Raw genomic sequence first — 22,865 nt, 5'->3', positions numbered from 1 at the left:
AAGCCATATCACGGCTGAAGAATGCGCAATAAATTGCGCCGCTACGGGTTCGTTATTACCTGTCCCAGTAAGACTCTTCTAAACTGTCTTCCCGCTCCGGCAGCCCGCGCGTCAGACGCGGTGAGTGCTGGTTCAGCACCTGATAACTAACGCGGTTGGCATATTTGCACACCTGCGCCAGCGACGAGTAGGTCAGGTATTCGCGTGCGTGTTTGCTGGAGTTTGGCACTTTCTGACGGTGGAAATTGTTGGCGGTAATATCGTGCAGCAGCGCCGCCAGCGCGCCATCACCGGCACCGTTGGTGTTCATGATCTTCTCCGGACCACCCATGTAAGGCGCAATGTGCGAGAAGATCCGCAGCGGCTGCTGGCAATCCTGATGACGCATGGCGCGGCTGAACTCAAACTGGTTGAACTCGGCAATCGCCCCCGGCAACAGCGGATGATTGGTTTTGCGCTTAAACGCCTCTTCGGTGAACCCGGCCATATACAGCCCGGTCGGTCCGGCGGTGCACAGCACCAGATCGACCCAGTCGAGCGCCATGTTGGAGGCCAGCAGCGGATCCGCTTCGCCGGTCAGCGCGAACGCTTCCTCTTCATTCATCGCCACAATCGAGACGTGTTCGCGCAGGAAATCGCGCCAGAACTGCGGGTTATCCTGAATCACATATTTGGTACCGAGCGTCAGCACCACCGGTACATTGTGCTTTTTGGCGAACTCAATGGCCCGCAGCGTCGCGTCCGGCATCGGTTCGCCCGGCTGACAGCGCACCAGGTAGGATGTCAGCACCAGCGCCGACGCACCGGCAATCACCTCCTCCGGAATACTGGCGGCCTGCAGCTGGTTCATCAGACCAGGGCTGATAGCAAAGGTGCGCTCGCCCTGCTCGCCGATCAGGGTAAAGCAGCGGCCAATGGCGCCATCGACGCCCTGCAGGAAGTTAAGGTCCATGCGGCTGGAGGTATTGCACAGGTAGCGATAGGCGTAACCGCCAATCTGGATGTTGTTACACATCACGCCGAGCAGCACCGAACGGTCATCAGCCAGCACCGAGTAGTTGTGCAGCGTATTACCGATGGTGCCGCCGGCAAACTGGTGGCTGATCAGCTGCTCGCGCATTAGCTCGTTGTACAGCGCTTCGGCGGTCGCATCGTCGATCACCAGCGAATGACCGGCGCTCAGACCATAGCGCTGCAGGAAGTCGTCATCGACTTTGGCTTCGATATCCACCAGCGTCTGGTCGATACCCACCACCCAGCTGCCCTCTTCCTGCTCCTGCTGGGAAGCCTGCAGCAGCGGATCGCGCGCGTTGACGGGGAAATAGTGTTTGGATTTGCGTTTGCCGGGAAATTTCATGAAAGCTGCCGTCAGGGAAAATCAGGCAGAGAATGATATCACATTCTCTGCCGCACCCTTAGCGGCGCGCTTGTACCAGCTGCACCATCATCTCGATGTGCTCATCATCCGCATTAAGCGCCGGAATGTATTCAAATTTCTCGCCGCCAGCGTGCAGGAAGATTTCACAGTTTTCACCGCTGATCTCCTCCAGCGTCTCGAGGCAGTCCGCCGCAAAGCCCGGACTCATCACCTGCACATGTTTGATCCCTTTGGCCGGCAGGCTTTTCATGGTCTCATCCGTATACGGCATCAGCCATGGCTCGCGGCCAAAGCGCGACTGGAAGGTCATCATGATTTTATGCGGCGCAATGCCGAGCGCGGCGGCCAGGGCGTCGGTGGTGTCTTTGCAGCGCAGCGGATAGTCGTCGCCTTCATTGGCGAAGCGCTGCGGAATGCCGTGGTAAGAGAGCACCAGCAGATCCGGCTCGCCGTGTTGGGCAAACGAGCGCTCCACCGAGGCCTTCAGCGCGGCGATATAGGCCGGATGTTCGGCGTAATCGCGGATAAACGCCACTTCCGGCAGGGAACGCAGCGGTTTAAAGCTGGCCGCCAGGCCATCCCACACTGCCGCCACCGTGGAGCAGGAGAACTGCGGATAGAGCGGCAGCACGATGAATTTGGTGACGCCCTGCGCCAGCAGACGCTCTACCGCACCGTTAAGGCTCGGCTGGCCGTAACTCATGCCCAGCTCTACCGGCATATCCAGCCGCTGCGCCAGCGCGGCACGCTGCCGCTTGCTGAACACCATCAGCGGGGAACCTTCGTCCATCCACACCGATGCGTACAGCTTAGAGACGCGCGGCGAGCGGAACGGCAGAATGATGAAATTGAGAATCGGCCACCACAGCCAGCGCGGCGTATCCACCACGCGCGGATCGCCGAGGAACTGTTTCAGATAGCGTTTCACCGCCGCGGTGGTCGGTGCGTCTGGTGTACCTAAGTTAACCAGTAAAACCCCAGGCTTATCTTGCCTCATTGTATTTCCTTGATGTCGCAGACAATGGTTCTGAATCGGGGGAAATTGTAGCGGAAAAAGCGGAGGGGGAAAGCAATTGCTGCAAAAGGGCCGGACAACCGGCCCTGGTCACCACTTAGCCGAGGATATCGGCCAGCTGTGCACTCACTTCGGTCACCTGGCGGGTGCCGTCGATTTTGTGGTATTCGGTGTTACCGGCTTCAGCTTCTTTGCTGTAGTAAGCAATCAGCGGCGCGGTCAGCTGATGGTATTCCACCAGACGCTTACGCACGGTCTCTTCCTGGTCGTCTTTACGCGTAGTCAGCTCTTCGCCGGTCACGTCGTCTTTACCTTCCACTTTTGGCGGATTGTATTTGATGTGGTAAACGCGGCCTGACGGCGCATGCACGCGGCGGCCGACAATGCGATCGACAATCAGCTCGTCCGGTACGGCGAACTCGAGCACGTAATCCACCTTGATGCCCGCCTCTTTCATGGCGTCAGCCTGCGGAATGGTGCGTGGGAAACCATCGAGCAGGAAGCCGTTTTTGCAGTCTTCCTGCGCGATACGCTCTTTAACCAGCGCAATCACCAGTTCGTCCGTTACCAGTTTACCGGCATCCATGATGGCTTTCGCCTGCTGGCCCAATTCGGTGCCGGCTTTGACAGCCGCACGCAACATGTCGCCCGTGGAGATCTGCGGAATACCGTATTTCTCCATGATGAATTGAGCCTGAGTGCCCTTACCTGCGCCCGGTGCCCCGAGCAGAATAATACGCATTGCGTAATTCCCCTTGCGAATCGCATTGATCAATCTGAGAAGGCCAAGAACATACCATTATGACCCGCACACCACAAGGCAACGGGCCCCCGGGCGCTGAAAGGCCTACTTTGACCTGCTTTAGCGCGGTGCGCCAGTAGCAGGCGCGTTTTTAAGAATTTCGGCTGTCTCTGAGCACCTCGCGCAGCCGTTTTTTTAGCGCAGCGGTGACGTTCTGCGGCTTATTGCCGTTGCCGCGCACGCTGACCGGCAAAAACAGGCGATGCGGCGCGGGCAGCAGCTGCATATCTGCGGGCAACGCTGGCAGCGCACTGCCGGGTGGCAAGGGCAGCAGCGCAAACGGCAGGCCGGGCTGGTGAATCGACTGCAGCGTGAACGGCGTATCCAGCGTTAGGCTGTCAACACTGGCAACGTTAAAGGGCTGCCAGTCGTCCTGCGCCATGCACTCCAGCGCGCGTTCCGGCGCGTCACCCAGCGCCAGTCCCTGTTCGAACAGCCGCAGTTCGCTGCGCACCAGCGTACTAAAATCATGAGTACGCAGCGCAATCAGCACCAGATCGTCGCTCAGCATCGCATGCTGATTCAGCTGGGTGACAAACAGTCGCGCCTCGCTGATGAGTCGTTTATGCAACACGCTGGCGAAGGAGCCGGACGCGTGCGTCACGCCCTGGCTCTGGCAGGCACTGAGATTGCGCACCCGGCCCTGCTGCATATCGACGTGATCGACCAGCGCGATATTGCCCGCCATCATCGGCAGGGCCGGCAGCACGCTGAGTTCGCTGACCGGATATTGCGCGGCGTAGCGCGTCTGATTGCGCGCCTGCTCCTGGCGCAGAAACAGTTGCGAGAGCAGCACGCGCGCGATGTGCAGTGAAGGGGCAAAAAACAGATCGTAATTTTCCAGCCGATAGTGACGGGACAGCAAGCCGCGCAGCCGATCGCGCGCCGCCGCCCTGGCAGTAGCCTGTTGTGAAGTCATCACGTGACATTTCTCTTGGTTATTCTGCTGTGTGAAGCTGGCGCTGGCAGCGGACATCGCCGCTGCTGTACACAGCGAAGCCGGTCCGTCAACCCGCCAGATTAAGCAGGAAAGGTTAGGTTAATGCGGCTGGACATTAAAATGATATAAACTGACAATCCCTGTTAGGTTTTTACACAGGGGATGAGTATGACCGCGCTTCCGTCGTTACGTGCACTGCACTATTTTCATCAGGCGGCGCTGCATTGCAGCTTTAGCGTCGCGGCCGAATGTCTCCATGTCACCCACAGCGCCATCAGCCATCAGATTCGCCAGCTGGAGAGCTGGATGGGCAAACCCCTGTTCATCCGCACTAACGGGCGCGTGCGCTTAACCTCTCACGGCGAACGTCTGCTGGTGAGCTGCCAGAAAGCCTTTAGCGAACTCTCTACCACCTGCGTAAGTATTCGCACCGGGATGCGCAATCATCTGAGCGTCGCCTGTACCCCAAGTTTTTTATCCCAGTGGCTGATTCCGCGCATCAGCAGCTTTTACCAGCGCTATCCCGATATTGAAGTGCAATTTCAGCCGCAGGGCGAGATTGCTCAGCTGCGCAGCGAACACACCGATGTGCTGATCCTCAGTTATGAACAGGCGCCGGACGACGACATAGATGCCTCGCTCATCAGCGATGATTACGTTGGCCCGCTGTGCGCCCCACAGTACGCGGCGCGTTTTCACAGCGAGCAGGATCTGGCGTCGCTGCCGCTTTTGCACGCCGATACCCGCCTGCAGGCCTGGGCCGAATGGGCGAAGATCAGCGGCGTGCGCGGTAATTTTTGGCTGGGCAAACATTTCGATAATCTGACGCTGGCGATTCAGGCCGCGAGAAACGGGCTGGGCGTGATTGTGGCGCCGCGCCTGCTGGTGCGTCAGGAGCTGAACGACGGCACGCTGATTGCGCCGCTGGGGTTTGTGCGCGCCGACCGTGCCACCTGGATGATGACCAAGCGGTCACGCCAGCACGATGCGGAGATTACGTTGTTCCGGGATTGGCTTCGGGATGAAGCGCTGAAGTAAGCAAGGGCGGCATAAATAAAAAAAGGTCGGCATTCATGCCGACCGTTCCGATTACCGCACCGCGTTACGCCGTCAGCAACTGATTCATGCGGCGGATAAACTGGTTAGGATCGTCCAGCGTGCCGCGCTCGGCCAGCAGCGCCTGATCCAGCAGCAGTTCAACCCACTCCGCAAAGCGCGCTTCATCCTGCGTATCAGCCACGCGTTTCACCAGCGTATGCTCCGGGTTGATCTCAAAGATGTACTTCACTTCCGGCACATCCTGACCGGCCGCGGCGAACAGCTTCGCCATCTGCGTGGTCATTTCGTTGGCGTCGGTGGTGACAATCGCCGGCGTGTCGGTAAGGCGATGGGTCAGGCGCACCTCTTTGACGCGCTCGCCCAGCAGGGTTTTCACGCGATCAACAAACGGCTCCAGCGCTTTTTCCGCTTCCTTCTGCGCTTCCGTCTCTTCGTCCGCCAGCTTGCTCAGCGACTCATCCGCTTTGCTCACCGACTGGAACGCTTTGCCATCGAACTCCGTCAGGTAGCTCATCATCCACTCGTCGATACGATCGGACAGCAGCAGGACCTCGATGCCTTTCTTACGGAACAGCTCCAGATGCGGGCTGCTTTTCGCGGCGGCATAGCTGTCGGCAGTGATGTAGTAAATCTTCTCCTGCCCTTCAACCATGCGGCTAACGTAATCTTCCAGTGAAACGGTCTGCGCCGCGCCTTCGCTCTGGGTGGTGGCGAAACGCAGCAGTTTAGCAATCGCCTCCTGGTTGGCATGATCTTCCGCCGGGCCCTCTTTCAGCACCAGACCGAACTCTTTCCAGAACTGCTGATATTTCTCTGCGTCGTCTTTGGCCAGTTTTTCCAGCATCTGCAGGCTGCGTTTGGTCAGCGCGGCGCGCAGGCTCTGCGTGACGCGGCTGTCCTGCAGGATCTCACGGGAGACGTTGAGCGGCAAATCGCTGGAATCTATCAGGCCACGCACAAAGCGCAGGTAGTTGGGCATAAACTGTTCCGCATCATCCATGATAAAGACACGCTGCACGTACAGCTTCAGACCGTGCTTGCTGTCGCGGTTCCACATGTCAAATGGGGCACGCGACGGGATGTACAGCAGGCTGGTGTACTCCTGCTTGCCTTCGACGCGGTTGTGGCTCCAGATGGCCGGATCGCTGAAATCATGGGCGATGTGTTTGTAGAACTCGTTGTACTCTTCGTCGCTGATTTCGCCTTTGTTGCGCGTCCACAGCGCCTGGGCTTTGTTGATCTTCTCCCAGGTGACGGTATCGTTCTCTTCGTCTTTGGTCTCGATCTCCACCGGCAGCGCGATGTGATCGGAATATTTGCTGATCACGTTGCGCACGCGCCACGCGTCGAGGAAGTCATCTTCGCCTTCACGGAAGTGCAGCGTAATTTCGGTACCGCGATCGGCTTTCTCAATCTCCGCCAGCGTATACTCGCCTTCGCCGGCGGATTCCCAGAACACGCCTTCGTCGGCTTTGGCGCCCGCGGCACGGGTGCGTACCGTCACTTTGTCAGCGACGATAAACGCCGAGTAGAAACCGACGCCGAACTGGCCGATCAGCTGGCTGTCTTTTGCCTGATCGGAACCCATCGATTCCAGAAACGCTTTGGTACCGGATTTCGCGATGGTACCGAGGTTTTCAATCACCTCATCACGGCGCATACCGATGCCGTTATCGCTCAGCGTCAGCGTGCGTTTTTCCTTGTCGACCGAGATACGCACGCGCAGGTCGCCATCGCCTTCGTACAGATCCGGCGTCGACAGTGCGCGGAAGCGCAGCTTGTCAGCCGCATCAGAGGCGTTGGAGATCAGTTCACGCAGGAAAATCTCTTTGTTTGAATAGAGGGAATGGATCATCAGGTGCAGAAGTTGTTTTACCTCTGACTGGAAGCCACGCGTCTCTTGTCCTTTCATGGTCATTGCTACCTCAACAGAATCGGGGTTGATCAATTGTTGAGAGTGAAATGGGGATGGTGGGAAGAATTTCAAGCCGGTATCGCAGCAGGATACCGGCAAGTGGTCAGAATTTAATCTTGTGCCGTCCGGCAAGCGAGTGCGACAGCGTTGTGCCGTCGACCATTTCCAGTTCACCGCCGACCGGAACCCCGTGCGCAATGCGGCTGGCGTCGACGCCATACTGGCCGCACAGCTCGGCGATATAGTTAGCCGTGGCTTCGCCTTCCACCGTGGGGTTGGTGGCGAGGATTACCTCCTGCAGCGTCTCACGTTCAAGGCGCTGCTCCAGCCGATCCAGGCCAATGTCCTGCGGGCCGATGCCGTCCAGCGGCGACAGATGGCCCATCAGCACAAAGTAGCGACCGCCAAACTGGCCGGTCTGCTCGATGGCGTGGATATCCGCCGGGCTCTCCACCACGCAAATCTGGCCGTTTTGCTGACGGCGGGGATTGGCGCAGATGGTGCAGATCTCCTGCTCGGTGAAGGTGCGGCAGTCGGAACAGTGGCCGATTTCTGCCATGGCGCGGGTCAGCGCCTGCGCCAGACGCATGCCACCGCTGCGATCGCGCTGCAACAGATGAAACGCCATGCGCTGCGCCGATTTCGGGCCAACGCCCGGCAAACAGCGCAGCGACTCCATCAAAGCTTCAAGCAGTGGACTGGTTTGCATCAGAACGGCATCTTGAAGCCAGGCGGCAGCTGCATACCGGCAGAGACGGACGCCATCTTCTCTTTCTGCGTTTCATCAATACGGCGCGCCGCATCGTTGAACGCCGCAGCGATCAGATCTTCCAGCATCTCTTTGTCATCTTCCAGCAGGCTGGGATCGACTTCAACGCGGCGGCAGTTGTGCGCACCGTTGATGGTCACTTTGACCAGGCCAGCCCCTGATTCGCCGGTGACTTCCAGTGCGGCGATCTCTTCCTGAACTTTGGCCATTTTATCCTGCATCTGCTGGGCCTGTTTCATCAGGTTGCCCAATCCGCCTTTACCAAACATAGTTTTCTCTCTCTGCTGGGGCTGCGCGCAACGCTGCGCGACAGCGTGATCATACGGGTCGGATACTCTCTTCATCCAGGTCCGCATCAAAGAAGCGACGCAGCGTCTGAATGTGGGTATCGCTTTCGATCGACTGACGCGCCTGCGCCAGTTTCTCTTCATAAATGGCCTGACGCCACTCCAGCGGCGTCAATACCGCCGGATTATCGTCTTCCACGATGGTCAGTTCAACCGTCTGGCCGGCCGCCTGGCTCAGCGCGTCCTGAATCGCCTGGCGCGCCGGGGCAGAGTTGAGATGACGCTGGCTGCTGCGCAAATGCAGCGTCACGCCCTGCTCATTCACCTCTTTCCACGCGTTCAGCGCGACCTGCTGGACCAGCTTCGGCAGCGTCAGCGTGGCGATTTCTGCCGCCCAGGCATCGCGCTGCAGCGCCTCTTCCGCCAGTTTGAGCGCCAGCTCTGGCGTTTTCTCATGCTCCAGCGCAGAACGCAAGGCTTTTGGCGTCGCCACCGGCTCCGGCTTAATCTCCTCCTGCTGCTGAGCTTTCCAGCGATACGCTTCCGGTTTCGCCGGCGCTTTTACCGCCGGTTCAGACGCGCGCTGTTGCACGCGCTCGGTGACGCTTGCCAGACGTTCCAGCGCCGGGTTTGCCGGCCGCGCGGAACGCGCTGCCGGCTCACTCTTTTTTGCTTTGCCGGCTCCCTGACGCAGCAGCTGCGTCCGCGCCTGTAACAGCTGACTGGTGGCGTCGGGCAAGTGCTCCGGGGCCGGTGCCATATCGGGATAATCATCGGCCGGCGGCGGCGACTCATCCATCGGCGGTGCCATCTGCGGCTGCGCGGCCACAGCGGGTGCGGCTTTAGTCTGAGGCGCTGGCGCGGCAACGGCCGGTGCGGCCTGCGGCGTCAGCGACGGGCGCGCCACCGGTTCAGCAATGGTGGCCTGCGGATGAAACGCCAGCGCACGCAGCAGCGTCATTTCCACGCCCAGCCGGCGATCCGGCGCCAGCGGCAAATCTTTGCGCCCCATCAGCAGCGTCTGATAATAGAGCTGAACGTCAGCAGGCGGCAGCACGCGCGCCAGTTCGCGCAGGCGCTGCGCCTGGCTGGCATCATCTTCGCCAAGCGAGCTGGGCAGCAGCTGGACCATCGCGATACGGTGCAGCAGACGCAGCATCTCCACCAGCAGCGCCTCCCACTCCACGCCGCGCGATGCGGCCTGATTCAGCAGCGCCATCACCTGTTCGCCGTTGCCTTCCACCAGCGCTTCAATCAGCGCCAGCGGCTGTTCATCATCCAGCGTGCCCAGCATTTGCGCCACGCTGTCGCGCGTGACGCTGCCCTGCCCCATAGCAATCGCCTGATCGGTGAGGCTGAGCGCATCGCGCATACTGCCGTCGGCGGCGCGCGCCAGCAGATGCAGCGCGCGCGGCTCGGCGTCAATCTGCTCCTGCTGCAGCACGTGCGCCAGCTGCTGCTGAATCTGTTCGACGTCGAGGGCTTTCAGGTGGAACTGCAGGCAGCGCGACAGAATGGTTACCGGCAGCTTCTGCGGATCGGTGGTCGCCAGCAGGAATTTCACATGCGACGGCGGCTCTTCCAGCGTTTTCAGCAGCGCATTAAAGCTGTGGCGCGACAGCATGTGCACTTCATCGATCAGATAGACCTTAAAGCGCCCGCGCGCGGGTGCATACTGCACGTTATCCAGCAGGTCGCGCGTGTCTTCCACTTTGGTGCGCGAGGCGGCATCGATTTCGATCAGATCGACAAAGCGCCCCTGTTCAATCTCGCGACAGTTATCGCACTGTCCGCAGGGCGTGGCCGTAATACCGGTTTCGCAGTTGAGGCCTTTGGCCAGCAGACGCGCAATCGAGGTTTTCCCCACGCCGCGCGTGCCGGAAAACAGATAGGCATGATGGATGCGTCCCAGTGACAACCCGTTGGCCAGCGCCGTCAGCACATGTTCCTGACCGACTACGTCGGCGAAAGCCTGGGGACGCCATTTTCGCGCAAGTACCTGATAGCTCATGTGGATTCAATCACTGGAGTTGTTTAACCTGGCACAGCAGCACGCTCAGTTGCGCCGATTCTGCCGTGGGACTTAGGGGAAAAATGCGGTGACGCAAACCCTGTTTATTTTGACAGGAGTGTAACAGCCACAGCCGGATATGCCTATACCCGTGATACGTTGCGCGCTGCGCTTCAGGGCGGAATACGCCTGTCAGGGAGTGCGAAGAGAGGCGCCGCCGGGCATCAAGGCTGGCGGCGCGATGGCCTTAGTGGCCGGGGAAGTTGACCAGGCTGTAGCAGTCGATACCCAGCGCGTTCAGGCGCGCTTCGCCGCTTAAATCAAACAGGTTGATCACGAACGCGGCATCTTTAACTTCACCGCCCGCACGACGAATCAGTTTCACCGTGGCTTCAAGGGTGCCGCCGGTAGCCAGCAGATCGTCCACTACCAGCACCACATCGCCGGGTTTGATGGCGTCTTTGTGCAATTCCAGCGCGTCTGAACCGTACTCCAGTTCGTAGCTTTCGCTGAAAGTTTCACGCGGCAGTTTGCCCGGCTTGCGCACCGGCACAAATCCCACGCCCAGACCCAGCGCAACCGGCGCCCCGAACAGGAAGCCACGCGCTTCGGTGCCCACCACTTTGGTGATGCCTTTATTACGATAACGCTCCACCAGAATGGCGATCGCTGCGGCATACGCCTGCGGATCTTCCATCAGACTGGTGACGTCACGGAACAGGATGCCCGGCTTCGGATAGTCAGGAATGCTTTTGATGCTGTTTTTGATCAGTTCAAGCTGCTGCGCAGTTGCGGTCATAAAGGTTACGCCTGGAAAAATATCTAAAACGCGCAGCTTCCACAGCGCCAATACCCGGAAACCGGGTTAAGCGAAGTCGTTTCTCAAAGGGAAGCCACGCACGAAGATGCCCAAATCTAAGCAAACAGCCGGCTAAATGCAACCCTGATGCTACGGTTCGTGCGGGTTCGCACTTTCTGCTACAACCGGGATGCGCCACAGCATGAGCAGCAGCAGCGCCAGCATCACACCGAGCAGGATGCGCAGCCACAGCAGCTTCACCAGCCAGATTGAAACCGCAAAGGTGATGACAATCAGCAACATGGCGCGGCTTTTGGCACCGGGCGGCATGGCGCGATGCTGCTGCCAGTGGCGCAGATAGCGGCCAAACGGCGAGCGCCACAGCAGCCAGTGGTGAAAGCGTGGCGACGAGCGGGCAAAACACCAGGCGGCCAGCAACACGAATGGCGTGGTCGGTAGTAAAGGTAATACAATGCCCAGCGTGCCCAGCACAATCGCCAGCCAGCCAAGGCTTAACAGTAAAATGCGCTGCATGCCAGATGCCTGAAAAATGTCACAACAGCGCTACGTTAACACAGACGGAATCGAAGTGATGCCTCAACTGCCCGCCCAACAGCGTCTGCATGCAATGATTGACACGCTGCGCCAGCAGATTGCGCAGCAGCCGGACGGTAGCTGCCGTCAGCCGCGCTTTGACGCGCAGCTGTTTCGCTGCAAAGGCACGCGGCTGGCTGACTATCTGCAAGAGCTGCAGCACAATGCGGCGCAGCTCGCGGCGTCCGACAGTGATGCGTCGCGCCGCCAGTGGCTGGCGCAGAAGGTGCTGGACCAGATTGCCGCGCTGCAGCGCGAGTGCAGTAGCCAGCAACTGCGCGTGGTGCGTGAACGGCCGCGTCGCGATCCGCTGCAGCCGAAGCGTGATGAGTACCGCGGCTACGAAACGCGATTGCTGGCCATGCTGCAGCAGCGCGAACAGCACCTGGCGCGCGCTGAAACGCTGAGCGTGCAGCAGCAGCTGATGCGCGAGGTGGAGATTCTGCAGGAGCGGCTGGCGCGCTGCCGCGCCGCGCTGCATAAACTGGAGATTGCGGCGCAGCCGTAAGCCGTTCGCTTTCCTCTATACTGGAAACAGCGCTGACGGGAGGAGAAGCATGACCCTTATCATCTGGATTATTATTGGCCTGGCTGCCGGCTGGCTAAAGCGGAGGGTGTTTCCCGGCCGTCCCGGCGGACTGGTGCCGACGCTGGTGCTGGCGGTGATCGGCGCGCTGATTGGCGGCTACATCGCCACGTATTTCACCACGGGCGACCTCGGTACGCTGCATCCGACGGGCTTTGCCGTGGCGCTGGCCGGTGCTCTGCTGATGCTGCTGGTCGCCGCTAAACTACGTATTTAGGAGACACTATGACGCTGGATACCGCGCCGGACGACATCAAGCTGGCGGTCGATTTAATTCAGCTGCTGGAGGAAAACCAGGTACCCACGGCCACGGTGCTGGCTGCGCTGGCGATTGTCCAGCGCGATTACGAGCAGAAGCTGGCGGCCGAACGCACCGCTTAGCGCGTGCCGGCGAGCGTCGGGCTCAGGCGCAGCATATCTATAAAGGCCTCGACCACCTGCGGCGCTTCACTCACCAGATCAAAACTTTGCGGATTGAACAACCAGCTCTCCATCATGCCGCTGATGTAGCCGCGCATCAGCAGCGCCGCCTGGCGGGTGTTGAGGCTGGCCGGGAGCTGCCCGGCCTCGATACAGCTGCGCAGCACCTCTTCGATGCGGTCATAACACGCCTGCAGCAGCCCCTGCTGCATCGCCATTAACGTCGACATTTCGCCAACGAACTCACATTTATGGAAGATAATCTCCATTAATGCGCGTCTTTGTGGATCCTTTGCTGTGGCTTCAAGGATATAGATCAGCATCGAACGCATTACAGAAAGTGGATCGCCAGGGTATTTTGTCTGATACTCAAGTTCCACATCGTCGAGCCCGGCGTCGCAGCGCAGCCAGATCTCCTGTAAGAGATCGGCTTTATTTTTAAAATGCCAGTAGATAGCGCCGCGCGTGACGCCAGCGGCCGCGGCGATATCCGCCAGTGAGGTGGCGGCCACACCGTGTTCAGAAAAGTGAGCTAAAGCGGCATCCAGAATTTGATGTCGCGTTTCAAGTGCTTGCGCTTTGGTTTTTCGTGCCATAGAGGACTGTTTTTACAAACTGGCAAGTTTACATACATTTGTGAATGTATGTACCATAGCACGACCCGTGTTTTAACGCAGCAATGGGTTTAACGGTTTGTGATCCATTGATCATTTGATATCGGACACTAGAGGTTTATTTATGAATAAAAACAGAGGATTAGCGCCTCTGGCGGCCGCCGTGATGCTTACAGGCAGCTTTTTGTTAACAGGATGTGATGATAATAAATCCCAGCAAGCCGCCCAGCAGCAGCCCCCGGAAGTGGGTGTTGTCACGTTAAAAAACGAGCCCCTGAAAATCACCACCGAACTGCCAGGCCGTACTTCGGCGTTCCGCGTGGCTGAAGTGCGTCCGCAGGTGTCAGGTATCATTCTCAAGCGTAATTTTGTTGAAGGCAGTGATGTTAAAGCCGGCGATTCGCTGTACCAGATCGATCCCGCCACCTATCAGGCCGCATACGACAGCGCAAAAGGCGATTTAGCCCAGGCTCAGGCCAACGCGCGCGTTGCCCAACTGACGGTGAATCGTTACAAGCCACTGCTGGGTACCAAATATATCAGTCAGCAGGACTACGATAACGCCGCGGCCACCGCCGCGCAGACCGCCGCAGCCGTGCAGGCGGCGCAGGCCAATGTGGAAACCGCCCGCATTAACCTGGCGTACACCAAAGTGACCTCGCCAATCAGCGGCCGCATTGGTAAATCCTCGGTGACGGAAGGTGCGCTGGTGTCGAACGGCCAGACCACCGCGCTGGCGACCGTGCAGCAACTCGACCCGATGTACGTCGATGTGACCCAATCCAGCGATGATTTCCTGCGCCTGCGCGGCGAGCTGGAGTCTGGTCAGCTGAAACAGAACGACGGCAAAGCTAACGTTACCCTGCTGATGCAGAACGGTAGCGCATACAGCCAGCCGGGCACACTGGAATTCTCTGATGTTACCGTGGATGAAACCACCGGCTCGATTACCCTGCGCGCGATTTTCCCGAATCCGGATCATCGTTTGCTGCCGGGCATGTTCGTGCGTGCACGTCTGGATGAGGGCACTAACCCGACGGCGCTGCTGGTACCGCAGACCGGCGTAACCCGCACGCCAACCGGTGAAGCCACCGCGATGGTAGTGGGCGCGGATAATAAAGTTGAAGTGCGTAAGATTACCGCGAACCAGGCGTTTGGCGACAAATGGCTGGTGACCGATGGCCTGAAAGAGGGCGATCGCGTAATTACCGTCGGTATTCAGCGTGCTAAACCGGGTGCTCAGGTGACGCCGCAGGAAGTCAAAGATGATGCCAAAGCCGCACCGGAATCTCAGTCTGCTAAATCATCGTCATAAACAGGAGCCGTTGATACATGGCTAAGTTCTTTATCGATCGCCCCATTTTTGCCTGGGTGCTTGCCATCATTATTATGCTGGCGGGTGCGCTATCGATTATCAAACTTCCGATCGAGCAATATCCCAACGTTGCGCCGCCGGCAGTTGAAATCCAGGCATCTTATCCGGGTGCAGATGCGAAAACGCTACAGGATTCGGTAACGCAGGTTATCGAACAGAATATGAACGGCATCGACGGGCTGATGTATATGTCCTCGAGCAGTGACTCTTCTGGTACGCTGACGCTGACGCTGACCTTCCAGTCTGGCACTGACGCCGACATTGCTCAGGTGCAGGTGCAGAACAAACTGCAGCTGGCGATGCCACTGCTGCCGCAGGAAGTACAGCAGCAGGGGATTCAGGTGAAAAAATCCTCCAGCAGCTTCCTGATGGTGGCCGGTTTCGTCAGCGAAGATGGCAGCATGACGCAGAACGACATCTCAGACTACGTAGCGTCGAACATCAAAGATCCGATCAGCCGTACGCCTGGCGTCGGTGACACTCAGGTGTTTGGTGCGCAGTATGCGATGCGTATCTGGCTCGATCCGCACAAGCTTAACAACTACCAGCTGACGCCGGTGGATGTGATCAGCGCGCTGCAAACCCAGAACACCCAGGTGGCCGCCGGTCAGCTGGGCGGTACCCCACCGGTGCCAGGTCAGCAGCTTAACGCCTCGATCATTGCCCAGACGCGTCTGACCTCGACCGAAGAGTTCGGCAACATCATGCTAAAGGTCAATCAGGACGGCTCACAGGTGCGCCTGCGCGATGTCGCGAAGATTGAACTCGGCGGTGAAAACTACGAGATCATTGCCCGCTATAACGGCAAACCAGCCTCCGGTATCGGTGTCAAACTGGCGACCGGCGCCAACGCGCTGGATACCGCCGACGCGGTGAAAGCGGAACTGGCCAAGCTGGAACCGTTCTTCCCGGCCGGCATGAAAACCGTTTACCCGTACGACACCACGCCATTCGTTAAGATCTCCATTTTCGAAGTGGTGAAAACGCTGTTCGAAGCCATCGTGCTGGTGTTCCTGGTAATGTATCTGTTCCTGCAGAACTTCCGCGCGACGCTGATTCCTACCATCGCCGTGCCGGTGGTGCTGCTGGGCACCTTTGCCATCATCAGTGCCTTTGGCTACTCGATAAACACCCTGACGATGTTCGGCATGGTGCTCGCCATCGGCCTGCTGGTGGATGACGCCATCGTGGTGGTGGAAAACGTTGAGCGCGTCATGGCGGAAGAAGGATTACCGCCGAAAGAAGCCACCAAACGCTCGATGGAACAGATCCAGGGCGCGCTGGTTGGCATAGCGCTGGTGCTGTCAGCGGTATTTATCCCGATGGCGTTCTTCGGTGGCTCAACCGGGGTGATTTATCGTCAGTTCTCGATCACCATCGTTTCGGCGATGGCGCTGTCGGTGCTGGTGGCGTTGATTCTGACGCCAGCGCTGTGTGCCACCATGCTGAAGCCCATCAAAAAAGGCGAACACGGCAAAACCACCGGTTTCTTCGGCTGGTTTAACCGCCTGTTTGATAAGAGCACCAACCATTACGTCGACAGCGTCGGCCACATTGTGCGCAGCACCGGTCGCTATCTGCTGATTTATCTGCTGATTGTGGTCGGCATGGCTTACCTGTTCCTGAAACTGCCTACCTCGTTCCTGCCGGAAGAGGATCAGGGGCTGTTACTGGCACAGGCGCAGCTGCCTGCCGGTGCGACCCAGGAACGTACGCAGAAGGTGCTGGATCAGGTTACGGATTACTTCCTGACCAAAGAGAAAGACAGCGTGAATTCGGTGTTTACCGTTAACGGCTTTGGCTTCGCCGGTCGTGGACAGAACACCGGTATCGCCTTCGTCAGCCTGAAGCCATGGGATGAGCGTGGTGATGCCAGCCTGAAAGTGCCGGCGATTGCCGGACGTGCGATGCAGGCGCTGGGTCAGATCAAAGATGCCATGGTGTTCCCGTTCAACCTGCCGGCCATTATCGAACTGGGTAACGCCACCGGTTTCGACTTCCAGCTGATCGATCAGGGTAACCTCGGCCATGAGAAGCTGACCGCCGCGCGTAACCAGCTGTTTGGTATGATTGCCCAGCATCCGGATACGCTGGTAGGCGTGCGTCCGAACGGGCTGGAAGATACGCCGCAGTACAAACTGATTATCGATCAGGAAAAAGCGCAGGCGCTTGGTGTGTCGCTGTCTGACATCAACACCACGCTGGGTGCGGCCTGGGGCGGTTCTTACGTCAACGACTTCATCGACCGTGGTCGCGTGAAGAAAGTGTACGTGATGGGTCAGGCCGACTCGCGCATGCTGCCGGATGACATCAGCAAATGGTACGTGCGCAATAGCGCCGGGACCATGGTGCCGTTCTCTGCCTTCTCTTCGGCGAAGTGGCAGTATGGTTCACCGCGTCTGGAGCGTTACAACGGTCTGCCATCAATGGAGATCCTGGGTCAGGCAGCACCGGGCAAGAGCTCGGGTGATGCCATGAACCTGATGGAGAGCCTCGCCTCGAAGCTGCCTGCGGGTATCGGCTACGACTGGACCGGCATGTCCTATCAGGAACGCCTGTCCGGCAACCAGGCGCCTGCACTGTACGCCATTTCGCTGATTGTGGTGTTCCTGTGTCTGGCCGCACTGTATGAGAGCTGGTCGATTCCGTTCGCGGTCATGCTGGTGGTGCCGCTGGGTGTGATTGGCGCCCTGCTCTTCACCACGCTGCGCGGTCTGAGTAACGACGTGTACTTTGTGGTGGGTCTGTTGACCACCATTGGTCTCTCGGCGAAGAACGCCATCCTGATCGTCGAATTCGCCAAGGATTTGATGGAGAAAGAAGGCAAAGGGCTGGTCGAGTCGACGCTGGAAGCCTCACGTATGCGTCTGCGTCCGATTCTGATGACGTCGCTGGCGTTCATCCTCGGCGTACTGCCGCTGGCGATCAGCAGCGGTGCCGGCTCCGGCGCACAGAACGCCGTCGGTACCGGCGTAATGGGCGGGATGGTGACGGCCACCGCGCTGGCGATCTTCTTCGTGCCGGTGTTCTTCGTGGTGGTGCGCCGCCGTTTCAGCAAGAACAAGTCTGAGCTGGAACAGGGCCATCCGGTCGATCACCCTCACTGATAGTCTCTCTCTGCTTAAAGGCCGCGCAAGCGGCCTTTTTTAATGCGCACTCCCCGGCCCGCACGTCCCATGACAAACCCGCACCGGACGCGTGGTTGCAATCCTGCGGCGTGAGGTTCATAATATTGTTATATTATAACATTACACGAGAGCGCTACTATGAAACCAAACATTCATCCGCATTACCGTCCTGTGGTGTTCCACGACACCACCGTCGACGAATACTTCAAAGTCGGCTCAACGATTCAGACCGATCGTACCATCCAGTTTGAGGGTGAAGAGCTGCCGTACGTCACGCTTGATGTGTCGTCGAAGTCGCACGTTTACTACACCGGTAAACAGAAAGAGTTTGCCAAAGAGGGCAGCGCCGCACGCTTCAACAAGCGTTTTGGCAGCTTCCTGACGCGCAGCAAATAACCGGAGTTCAGCCACATGCAAGTTGTCAGTTCATTGCGGTCTGCCAAGACCCGTCACAAAGATTGCAAAGTCGTGCGGCGTAAAGGTCGTATTTATGTGATTTGCAAAACCAACCCGCGCTTTAAGGCGGTGCAGGGAAGAAAGAAAAAACGTTAGGAAAGTGTCGTGATAATTGGCCGGGATGCTCCCCGGCCTTTTTTTTACTTCATGCTGTGCAGCAGAGTTTCCACGTTGTGCTTAAACGCCGCCTCATAGGTAGGCGCCGGCCCGCTGGCCGCTGACAGCGCTTCCGGATAGAGCTCGCCACCGGGTTGCGCACCGGTTTCACTGGCGATCTGTTTCACCAGACGCGGATCGGTCTGATTCTCCATAAAGTAGGTCGTGATATGCTCGGCCCGGAGCTGTTTGATGATAGCGGCGACATCGCTGGCGCTGGCTTCCGCTTCGGTTGAGAAGCCCACCGGCGCGAGGAATGTCACACCGTAGCGCTGGCCGAAATAGCCAAAGGCATCATGGCTGGTGAGTACCTTGCGTTTACTTTGCGCCACGCCGGCAAATTCACTTTTGGCCCAGCTATCCAGCTTCTGCAACTGCTGAATATAGCGTTCACCGCTGTGACGGATGTCGGCGGCATCGTCCGGATCGGCTTTGATCAGCGCGTTCATCACGTTGGTGGCGTAGATCACGCCGTTGTGCATGCTGTTCCACGCGTGTGGATCGGTGATGGTTTTGCCATCCTCCTCCATTTTGCGCGTATTGACGCCGTTCGAGGCGACCACCACCGTGCCCTTGTAGCCGGACGCGCTAATCAGCCGGTCCATCCAGCCTTCCATGCCCAGCCCGCTGACGAACACCACATCGGCCTGCGCCAGCGCCTGACTATCCTGCGGCGTGGGCTCAAAGGTGTGCGGATCGCCATCCGGACCCACCAGCGATTTCACCTTAACGTGATCGCCGCCGACCTGTTTAACGATGTCTGCCAGCACGGTAAAACTGGCTACGGCATCAACGGTTTTTGCCAGCGTCAGCGGGCTAATCAGCATCGCGCCAATCGCCAGACTCAACGGTAACTTCTTCATACTTATCCCCTTGTCATCTTATTATCGACGGCGCAGCAGGCCGCCACATGGTCCTGTCAACACAGACAGCAAAAACAGTACGGCCGCACTCAGTACCACCGCCGGTCCGGCAGGCAGGGCATAGTGCCAGGAGAGCAACAGTCCGATAAAGGCGGCGATCAGCGCCAGCAGCATGGCAATCGCCAGCATGCGCGTAAGGTGACGGCTCCAGAAGCGCGCGCTGGTGGCGGGCAGCATCATCAGCCCAACGGACATCAGCGTGCCGAGCACCTGAAAACCCGCCACCAGATTCAGCACCACCAGCGTGAGGAAAATACCGTGCACCAGCGGTGCGCTCCATTTTCCCTGCGCACGCAGAAAATCAGGATCAAAGGCATCAATGACCAGCGGCCGGAAGATCACGGCCAGCATCAGCAGGGTGAACGCGGCGATGCAGCCAACCAGCACAATCGCGCCGTTGTCCACCGCCAGCAGCGAGCCGAACAACACGTGCAGCAGATCGACACTGGAACCGCGCAGTGATACCAGCGTGACGCCGAGCGCCAGCGAACCCAGATAGAAGCCGGAAAAGCTGGCATCCTCCTTCAGGTGGGTGTAACGGCTGACCGCACCGGACAACAGCGCCACCGCCAGCCCGGCAATCAGGCCGCCAATGCCCATCGCCACCAGCGACAGGCCGGACACCAGATAGCCGATGGCGGCGCCCGGCAGTACCGCATGGGACAGCGCATCGCCCACCAGGCTCATACGGCGCAGCGAGAGAAAGACGCCGAGCGGCGTCGCACTGATCGCCAGCGCCATGCAGGCCACCAGCGCCCGGCGCATAAAACCAAACTCAATAAACGGCTGGAGTAACGTCATGACGCCACCCGACACAGCCGCGGTTGCTGCGCACTGTCGCGCTCATCCAGCGACAGCACGTCACGAAAATGGCGCGCCACCAGCAGCTTGTCGTGCAGCACCACCAGCAGCGTGGTGCCCGCCCGCTGCTGCTGCTCGAGAATCGACATCAGTAAGGTTATCGTCGGCGTATCAATGCCGTTGAAGGGTTCGTCCAGCAGCCAGAGCTGGCTGCGCTGGAGCATCAGGCGCGCAAACAGCACGCGCTGCAGCTGCCCGCCGGAGAGCATCGCGGGCTGCGCAGTGGCGAAGTCGCGCATCTGCACCGCCTCCAGCGCGGCATCAATCTCCTGCCTCAGCGCACGCGTGATGCCACCGAACCAGCCGCAGCGCGGCCAGCAGCCCATTGCCACCAGCTCATAGACGGTGAGCGGGAAGCGGGTGTCCAGCTCGCTGCGCTGCGGCAACCAGCCCAGCGCTTTTCGCGGCAGCTGCAGTTCACAGCGTCCCGCCACCGGCGGCAGCAGTCCGGCAATGGTCTTGAGCAAGGTTGATTTGCCCGTACCGTTGGCCCCGACCAGTGCCGTCATGCTGCCGGCCGCCAGTTCGCCATTCACCACCGGCGTCACCGCCCTGCCCTGATAGCCGCCCTGCAGACGATGAAAACGCATCATTGGTGCAGGCCCCAGACGATGGCTAGAGCCAGCAGGCCACTCAGCAGTAGCGCTACCAGCAGGCGCCCGCCGAGCGAGAGAAGTAATCCACTGTGATTCATGATAGGCAACCAAAATGTTATAACATAACAATATACTACCTGATGGCATCATCGCGACGCGCGGACGAAAGTGTTTCAAAAATTGATCAGCGGCGATACGCCTGGGCGATTTGTGCCATCAAGCCAGCGCCCATCGCAGCAATCGCCCTTTCTGTTTACCAATGGCTTGCAATGTCCGGGCTGAAAGCCAATGATAGAACTCTCCTTGCTTTTTACGGGATGCAGAATGCAGTCTATTATTCATAGTGATATTGACGTGAATGAGGATGATTGCGGCAAGTTACGCCAGATTATCCAGGGGAATATTCTCAAAATAGCCCAGGACCTTGCCGGCGATTTACAGTGGTATTCTCAAAACGCGCAATTAGTTCCGGACAGTTTTACCATTATTTCCATTCAGCCCGTCGGCCACAAACGATTTAAAATGCTTTACGATTTCACGTGGGATTTATTTAATCCCTGCCTTGATTTAAATGAAACCTTTACCCAACGTGAAGAAGTTATGTTCCAGACAACGCCCGGTGCGCTGGTGTTTGAGGTGATAGACAATACCCGCCCGTCACCGTGCGACGAATTGTAATATTTAGTAATTGGGTGAGCAAAACTAATGATTGTGGATTATATTTAAAAGGTCGCTGAATTCTTTTTATTCGTGATCGCTCCCTGGTAGCTTTTCCAAATCTCGCCGCGTCGCGGTAACTGTGCTCGCTATGGAGGGGAAAAAGATGGACGAATACTCACCGAAACGGCATGATATTGCCCAGCTTAAATTTCTGTGTGAGAACCTGTTTGACGAAAGTATGGCGACGCTAACCGACAGCCATCACGGCTGGGTTAATGATCCCACTTCGCCAGGCAATTTACAGCTCAACGATTTGATTGAGCATATCGCCTCTTTCACGATGAATTACAAAATTAAGCATGTTGAAGATGAAGCGCTGATTACGCAAATCGATGAATATCTTGATGATACCTTTATGCTGTTTAGCAGCTATGGAATCAATACGCAGGATCTTCAACGGTGGCAACGTTCAGCAAAACGCTTATTTAATCTGTTTGCCGAAGAGTGCGCTTATCTCCAGCAACCCAGCCATTCCTTTTAGCATCAGAGTGAGACCGGTTTATTTATGAGCAACCCAGCCTTAACCAAAACAGACTATTTGATGCGACTGCGTCGTTGTCGCTCAATTGACACCCTTGAACGGGTGATTGAAAAGAACAAGTATGAATTACCCGATGATGAGTTAGCGGTATTCTACTCCGCAGCCGATCACCGTCTGGCCGAGCTGACCATGAACAAGCTCTATGACAAAGTGCCCGGATCTGTCTGGAAGTACGTCCGCTAAGTTTTCTCCCCGCAGGTCGCTTCGTTACTCACCTTTATTTCCACGGATGACAGGCAGGCAAAGGAGTGCCGATACGGTGCTGTGCCGCATTGCGCGCAGGGATTTTGCATGGGCAGAAATGGTGGAGGCCCTGCCAGCTACATCCCGGCACACGCGTCGCCTGCTGCGGCTGCTTCCTTCCGGACCTGACCGAGTTCACAAGTTAGCGTTGCGGGAGAACCAACAGGGCCCCCATTGACGAGCTCTCATGTTGAGAGCGCTGGCATTATCGGGGAAGCCCCTGGCAATTGCAAGCGCAGGCCGGGCAACCGTTGGTTTCTTGAACAGGCCGGCGGCAAAACCCTGCTGATAGCCGCAATCGCATGCTAAAGTGGCGCTTTTCCCGCAGACGAGGTGCGTCAGTGAGTGAACAGAGCAATTTTTCCGAGCGCGTCTGGCAAATTGTTGCCGCTATTCCTGCCGGTAAAGTGACGACCTACGGCGATGTAGCACTGCTGGCCGGTTCACCGCGTGCCGCACGTCAGGTGGGCGGCGTGCTGCGGCGCCTGCCGCCAGGCAGTAAACTGCCGTGGTTCCGCGTGATTAATCGTCATGGTCGTATTTCGCTGCAGGGCGATGATCTTTTTCGTCAGCGCGATGCGCTGGAAGCCGAAGGTATTGAAGTGAGTGATGCGGGAGAAATTGAACTGGCGAAGTATCGCTGGGAGTATTAATGCAAGCGGTGCAAAATGTGGCCC

General features: G+C 58.2%; 26 protein-coding genes, 1 other RNA gene and 1 other annotated feature. Of the genes, 12 read left to right on the top strand and 15 right to left on the bottom strand.

The annotated features are described in order from the left end of the window. Nucleotides 1–55: 55 nt before the first annotated feature. From F3J36_RS14695 to F3J36_RS14680, 4 genes are all read right to left on the bottom strand, one after another. On the bottom strand, nt 56–1,357 hold the full coding sequence (locus F3J36_RS14695) for an inosine/guanosine kinase (RefSeq protein ID WP_166719930.1): 1,302 nt from the start codon (nt 1,355–1,357) through the stop codon (nt 56–58). A 58-nt stretch (nt 1,358–1,415) separates the two neighbouring features. After that, nucleotides 1,416–2,375: a ferrochelatase gene (gene hemH, locus F3J36_RS14690; protein ID WP_021507223.1), complete on the bottom strand. Its 960-nt coding sequence runs from the start codon at nt 2,373–2,375 to the stop codon at nt 1,416–1,418. 115 nt (nt 2,376–2,490) lie between these two features. Further along, nucleotides 2,491–3,135 carry an adenylate kinase gene (adk, locus tag F3J36_RS14685; RefSeq protein WP_021507222.1) on the bottom strand — a complete coding sequence of 215 codons (645 nt, stop codon included), beginning with the start codon at nt 3,133–3,135 and terminating at the stop codon, nt 2,491–2,493. 151 nt (nt 3,136–3,286) lie between these two features. Beyond that, entirely contained in the window at nt 3,287–4,114 is an 828-nt protein-coding gene (locus F3J36_RS14680; RefSeq protein ID WP_031279661.1) for a DUF6024 family protein, read from the bottom strand. Between the two features lie 189 nt (nt 4,115–4,303). On the opposite strand from F3J36_RS14680, the gene F3J36_RS14675 reads away from it, so the two are divergent. Further along, nucleotides 4,304–5,173, top strand: coding sequence for a LysR substrate-binding domain-containing protein (locus tag F3J36_RS14675; RefSeq protein WP_058769402.1), 870 nt, complete (start codon nt 4,304–4,306; stop codon nt 5,171–5,173). Nucleotides 5,174–5,237: 64 nt separating this feature from the next. Here F3J36_RS14675 and htpG read toward each other — a convergent pair whose 3' ends face one another. The 6 genes from htpG to F3J36_RS14645 form a co-directional block, all read right to left on the bottom strand. Beyond that, nucleotides 5,238–7,106 carry a molecular chaperone HtpG gene (htpG, locus tag F3J36_RS14670; protein WP_185749251.1) on the bottom strand — a complete coding sequence of 623 codons (1,869 nt, stop codon included), beginning with the start codon at nt 7,104–7,106 and terminating at the stop codon, nt 5,238–5,240. Nucleotides 7,107–7,212: 106 nt separating this feature from the next. Beyond that, complete coding sequence (gene recR, locus F3J36_RS14665; RefSeq protein WP_031279660.1) at nt 7,213–7,818, bottom strand: recombination mediator RecR; 606 nt, start codon at nt 7,816–7,818, stop codon at nt 7,213–7,215. Further along, nucleotides 7,818–8,147 carry a YbaB/EbfC family nucleoid-associated protein gene (locus tag F3J36_RS14660; protein ID WP_010616869.1) on the bottom strand — a complete coding sequence of 110 codons (330 nt, stop codon included), beginning with the start codon at nt 8,145–8,147 and terminating at the stop codon, nt 7,818–7,820. Before F3J36_RS14660 ends, recR begins: the two co-directional genes overlap by 1 nt. A 49-nt stretch (nt 8,148–8,196) precedes the next feature. Then, the gene (gene dnaX, locus F3J36_RS14655; RefSeq protein WP_166719929.1) at nt 8,197–10,176 is read right to left on the bottom strand and encodes a DNA polymerase III subunit gamma/tau; all 1,980 of its coding nucleotides are present in this window, start codon (nt 10,174–10,176) and stop codon (nt 8,197–8,199) included. After that, nucleotides 8,794–8,855 (bottom strand) — a sequence feature (DnaX frameshifting element). (Overlaps the previous gene by 62 nt.) Nucleotides 10,177–10,423: 247 nt before the next feature. Beyond that, a complete protein-coding gene (apt, locus tag F3J36_RS14650) occupies nt 10,424–10,975 on the bottom strand; it encodes an adenine phosphoribosyltransferase (RefSeq protein WP_031279659.1) in 552 nt (183 codons plus the stop codon). Nucleotides 10,976–11,125: 150 nt separating this feature from the next. Next, on the bottom strand, nt 11,126–11,509 hold the full coding sequence (locus tag F3J36_RS14645; RefSeq protein WP_058775241.1) for a DUF454 family protein: 384 nt from the start codon (nt 11,507–11,509) through the stop codon (nt 11,126–11,128). A gap of 58 nt (nt 11,510–11,567) precedes the next feature. Between F3J36_RS14645 and priC the strand changes: the two genes are divergently transcribed. Genes priC through rsmS form a run of 3 tightly spaced genes read left to right on the top strand, consistent with a single transcriptional unit; the run spans nt 11,568 to nt 12,536 of the window. After that, entirely contained in the window at nt 11,568–12,077 is a 510-nt protein-coding gene (gene priC / locus F3J36_RS14640) for a primosomal replication protein PriC (RefSeq protein ID WP_021507214.1), read from the top strand. Between the two features lie 49 nt (nt 12,078–12,126). Further along, nucleotides 12,127–12,372, top strand: coding sequence for a GlsB/YeaQ/YmgE family stress response membrane protein (locus F3J36_RS14635; protein WP_010616865.1), 246 nt, complete (start codon nt 12,127–12,129; stop codon nt 12,370–12,372). Between the two features lie 8 nt (nt 12,373–12,380). Beyond that, entirely contained in the window at nt 12,381–12,536 is a 156-nt protein-coding gene (gene rsmS, locus F3J36_RS14630; RefSeq protein ID WP_021507212.1) for a pleiotropic regulatory protein RsmS, read from the top strand. On the opposite strand, the gene acrR is transcribed toward rsmS, so the two are convergent. Beyond that, complete coding sequence (gene acrR, locus F3J36_RS14625) at nt 12,533–13,171, bottom strand: multidrug efflux transporter transcriptional repressor AcrR (RefSeq protein WP_031279658.1); 639 nt, start codon at nt 13,169–13,171, stop codon at nt 12,533–12,535. The genes rsmS and acrR overlap by 4 nt on opposite strands. 142 nt (nt 13,172–13,313) lie before the next feature. On the opposite strand from acrR, the gene F3J36_RS14620 reads away from it, so the two are divergent. The 4 genes from F3J36_RS14620 (at nt 13,314) to ykgO (ending at nt 18,244) form a co-directional block, all read left to right on the top strand. Then, nucleotides 13,314–14,504 (top strand): efflux RND transporter periplasmic adaptor subunit, encoded by a 1,191-nt coding sequence (locus tag F3J36_RS14620; RefSeq protein ID WP_058757947.1) that lies wholly within the window; start codon nt 13,314–13,316, stop codon nt 14,502–14,504. Between the two features lie 17 nt (nt 14,505–14,521). Continuing rightward, nucleotides 14,522–17,671: a multidrug efflux RND transporter permease subunit AcrB gene (locus F3J36_RS14615; RefSeq protein ID WP_021507209.1), complete on the top strand. Its 3,150-nt coding sequence runs from the start codon at nt 14,522–14,524 to the stop codon at nt 17,669–17,671. Between the two features lie 159 nt (nt 17,672–17,830). After that, a complete protein-coding gene (locus F3J36_RS14610) occupies nt 17,831–18,088 on the top strand; it encodes a type B 50S ribosomal protein L31 (RefSeq protein WP_021507208.1) in 258 nt (85 codons plus the stop codon). Nucleotides 18,089–18,103: 15 nt separating this feature from the next. Continuing rightward, complete coding sequence (gene ykgO, locus F3J36_RS14605) at nt 18,104–18,244, top strand: type B 50S ribosomal protein L36 (RefSeq protein WP_010616859.1); 141 nt, start codon at nt 18,104–18,106, stop codon at nt 18,242–18,244. Between the two features lie 44 nt (nt 18,245–18,288). Here ykgO and F3J36_RS14600 read toward each other — a convergent pair whose 3' ends face one another. The 3 genes from F3J36_RS14600 to F3J36_RS14590 are packed head-to-tail and all read right to left on the bottom strand — an operon-like array spanning nt 18,289 to nt 20,681. Further along, the gene (locus F3J36_RS14600) at nt 18,289–19,167 is read right to left on the bottom strand and encodes a metal ABC transporter substrate-binding protein (protein WP_058769397.1); all 879 of its coding nucleotides are present in this window, start codon (nt 19,165–19,167) and stop codon (nt 18,289–18,291) included. Between the two features lie 21 nt (nt 19,168–19,188). Continuing rightward, complete coding sequence (locus tag F3J36_RS14595; RefSeq protein WP_166719928.1) at nt 19,189–20,028, bottom strand: metal ABC transporter permease; 840 nt, start codon at nt 20,026–20,028, stop codon at nt 19,189–19,191. After that, the gene (locus F3J36_RS14590) at nt 20,025–20,681 is read right to left on the bottom strand and encodes a metal ABC transporter ATP-binding protein (RefSeq protein ID WP_021507205.1); all 657 of its coding nucleotides are present in this window, start codon (nt 20,679–20,681) and stop codon (nt 20,025–20,027) included. Before F3J36_RS14590 ends, F3J36_RS14595 begins: the two co-directional genes overlap by 4 nt. Before the next feature lie 327 nt (nt 20,682–21,008). On the opposite strand from F3J36_RS14590, the gene F3J36_RS14585 reads away from it, so the two are divergent. From F3J36_RS14585 to F3J36_RS14575, 3 genes are all read left to right on the top strand, one after another. Further along, nucleotides 21,009–21,362 (top strand): hypothetical protein, encoded by a 354-nt coding sequence (locus tag F3J36_RS14585; RefSeq protein WP_031279656.1) that lies wholly within the window; start codon nt 21,009–21,011, stop codon nt 21,360–21,362. 145 nt (nt 21,363–21,507) lie between these two features. Then, complete coding sequence (gene tomB / locus F3J36_RS14580; protein WP_021313568.1) at nt 21,508–21,885, top strand: Hha toxicity modulator TomB; 378 nt, start codon at nt 21,508–21,510, stop codon at nt 21,883–21,885. Between the two features lie 24 nt (nt 21,886–21,909). Then, on the top strand, nt 21,910–22,128 hold the full coding sequence (locus F3J36_RS14575) for an HHA domain-containing protein (protein ID WP_021507203.1): 219 nt from the start codon (nt 21,910–21,912) through the stop codon (nt 22,126–22,128). Between the two features lie 128 nt (nt 22,129–22,256). Here the strand turns inward: F3J36_RS14575 and ffs are convergent. Next, nucleotides 22,257–22,353: signal recognition particle sRNA small type (gene ffs / locus F3J36_RS14570), an RNA gene on the bottom strand. A gap of 176 nt (nt 22,354–22,529) precedes the next feature. Here ffs and F3J36_RS14565 point away from each other — a divergent pair. Further along, a complete protein-coding gene (locus tag F3J36_RS14565; RefSeq protein ID WP_021507202.1) occupies nt 22,530–22,841 on the top strand; it encodes an MGMT family protein in 312 nt (103 codons plus the stop codon). The last annotated feature ends 24 nt before the right edge of the window (nt 22,842–22,865 follow it).

The organism is Pantoea sp. Cy-640, from assembly GCF_011752635.1.
GTDB lineage: Bacteria > Pseudomonadota > Gammaproteobacteria > Enterobacterales > Enterobacteriaceae > Pantoea > Pantoea dispersa.
The sequence above is the reverse complement of the archived record's forward strand: the minus strand, read 5'-3'. Positions and strand labels throughout refer to the sequence as shown.

What these genes read in the sequence shown, in the direction of transcription:
- rsmS (WP_021507212.1), top strand. Translation starts at nt 12,381, where the DNA reads ATGACGCTGGATACCGCGCCGGACGACATCAAGCTGGCGGTCGATTTA.
- F3J36_RS14695 (WP_166719930.1), bottom strand. Translation starts at nt 1,357, where the DNA reads ATGAAATTTCCCGGCAAACGCAAATCCAAACACTATTTCCCCGTCAAC.
- F3J36_RS14680 (WP_031279661.1), bottom strand. Translation starts at nt 4,114, where the DNA reads ATGACTTCACAACAGGCTACTGCCAGGGCGGCGGCGCGCGATCGGCTG.
- F3J36_RS14660 (WP_010616869.1), bottom strand. Translation starts at nt 8,147, where the DNA reads ATGTTTGGTAAAGGCGGATTGGGCAACCTGATGAAACAGGCCCAGCAG.
- F3J36_RS14615 (WP_021507209.1), top strand. Translation starts at nt 14,522, where the DNA reads ATGGCTAAGTTCTTTATCGATCGCCCCATTTTTGCCTGGGTGCTTGCC.
- hemH (WP_021507223.1), bottom strand. Translation starts at nt 2,375, where the DNA reads ATGAGGCAAGATAAGCCTGGGGTTTTACTGGTTAACTTAGGTACACCA.
- F3J36_RS14590 (WP_021507205.1), bottom strand. Translation starts at nt 20,681, where the DNA reads ATGATGCGTTTTCATCGTCTGCAGGGCGGCTATCAGGGCAGGGCGGTG.
- priC (WP_021507214.1), top strand. Translation starts at nt 11,568, where the DNA reads ATGCCTCAACTGCCCGCCCAACAGCGTCTGCATGCAATGATTGACACG.
- F3J36_RS14600 (WP_058769397.1), bottom strand. Translation starts at nt 19,167, where the DNA reads ATGAAGAAGTTACCGTTGAGTCTGGCGATTGGCGCGATGCTGATTAGC.
- F3J36_RS14620 (WP_058757947.1), top strand. Translation starts at nt 13,314, where the DNA reads ATGAATAAAAACAGAGGATTAGCGCCTCTGGCGGCCGCCGTGATGCTT.
- tomB (WP_021313568.1), top strand. Translation starts at nt 21,508, where the DNA reads ATGGACGAATACTCACCGAAACGGCATGATATTGCCCAGCTTAAATTT.
- apt (WP_031279659.1), bottom strand. Translation starts at nt 10,975, where the DNA reads ATGACCGCAACTGCGCAGCAGCTTGAACTGATCAAAAACAGCATCAAA.
- F3J36_RS14675 (WP_058769402.1), top strand. Translation starts at nt 4,304, where the DNA reads ATGACCGCGCTTCCGTCGTTACGTGCACTGCACTATTTTCATCAGGCG.
- adk (WP_021507222.1), bottom strand. Translation starts at nt 3,135, where the DNA reads ATGCGTATTATTCTGCTCGGGGCACCGGGCGCAGGTAAGGGCACTCAG.
- F3J36_RS14575 (WP_021507203.1), top strand. Translation starts at nt 21,910, where the DNA reads ATGAGCAACCCAGCCTTAACCAAAACAGACTATTTGATGCGACTGCGT.
- htpG (WP_185749251.1), bottom strand. Translation starts at nt 7,106, where the DNA reads ATGAAAGGACAAGAGACGCGTGGCTTCCAGTCAGAGGTAAAACAACTT.
- F3J36_RS14645 (WP_058775241.1), bottom strand. Translation starts at nt 11,509, where the DNA reads ATGCAGCGCATTTTACTGTTAAGCCTTGGCTGGCTGGCGATTGTGCTG.
- acrR (WP_031279658.1), bottom strand. Translation starts at nt 13,171, where the DNA reads ATGGCACGAAAAACCAAAGCGCAAGCACTTGAAACGCGACATCAAATT.
- dnaX (WP_166719929.1), bottom strand. Translation starts at nt 10,176, where the DNA reads ATGAGCTATCAGGTACTTGCGCGAAAATGGCGTCCCCAGGCTTTCGCC.
- F3J36_RS14635 (WP_010616865.1), top strand. Translation starts at nt 12,127, where the DNA reads ATGACCCTTATCATCTGGATTATTATTGGCCTGGCTGCCGGCTGGCTA.
- F3J36_RS14585 (WP_031279656.1), top strand. Translation starts at nt 21,009, where the DNA reads ATGCAGTCTATTATTCATAGTGATATTGACGTGAATGAGGATGATTGC.
- F3J36_RS14610 (WP_021507208.1), top strand. Translation starts at nt 17,831, where the DNA reads ATGAAACCAAACATTCATCCGCATTACCGTCCTGTGGTGTTCCACGAC.
- ykgO (WP_010616859.1), top strand. Translation starts at nt 18,104, where the DNA reads ATGCAAGTTGTCAGTTCATTGCGGTCTGCCAAGACCCGTCACAAAGAT.
- F3J36_RS14595 (WP_166719928.1), bottom strand. Translation starts at nt 20,028, where the DNA reads ATGACGTTACTCCAGCCGTTTATTGAGTTTGGTTTTATGCGCCGGGCG.
- recR (WP_031279660.1), bottom strand. Translation starts at nt 7,818, where the DNA reads ATGCAAACCAGTCCACTGCTTGAAGCTTTGATGGAGTCGCTGCGCTGT.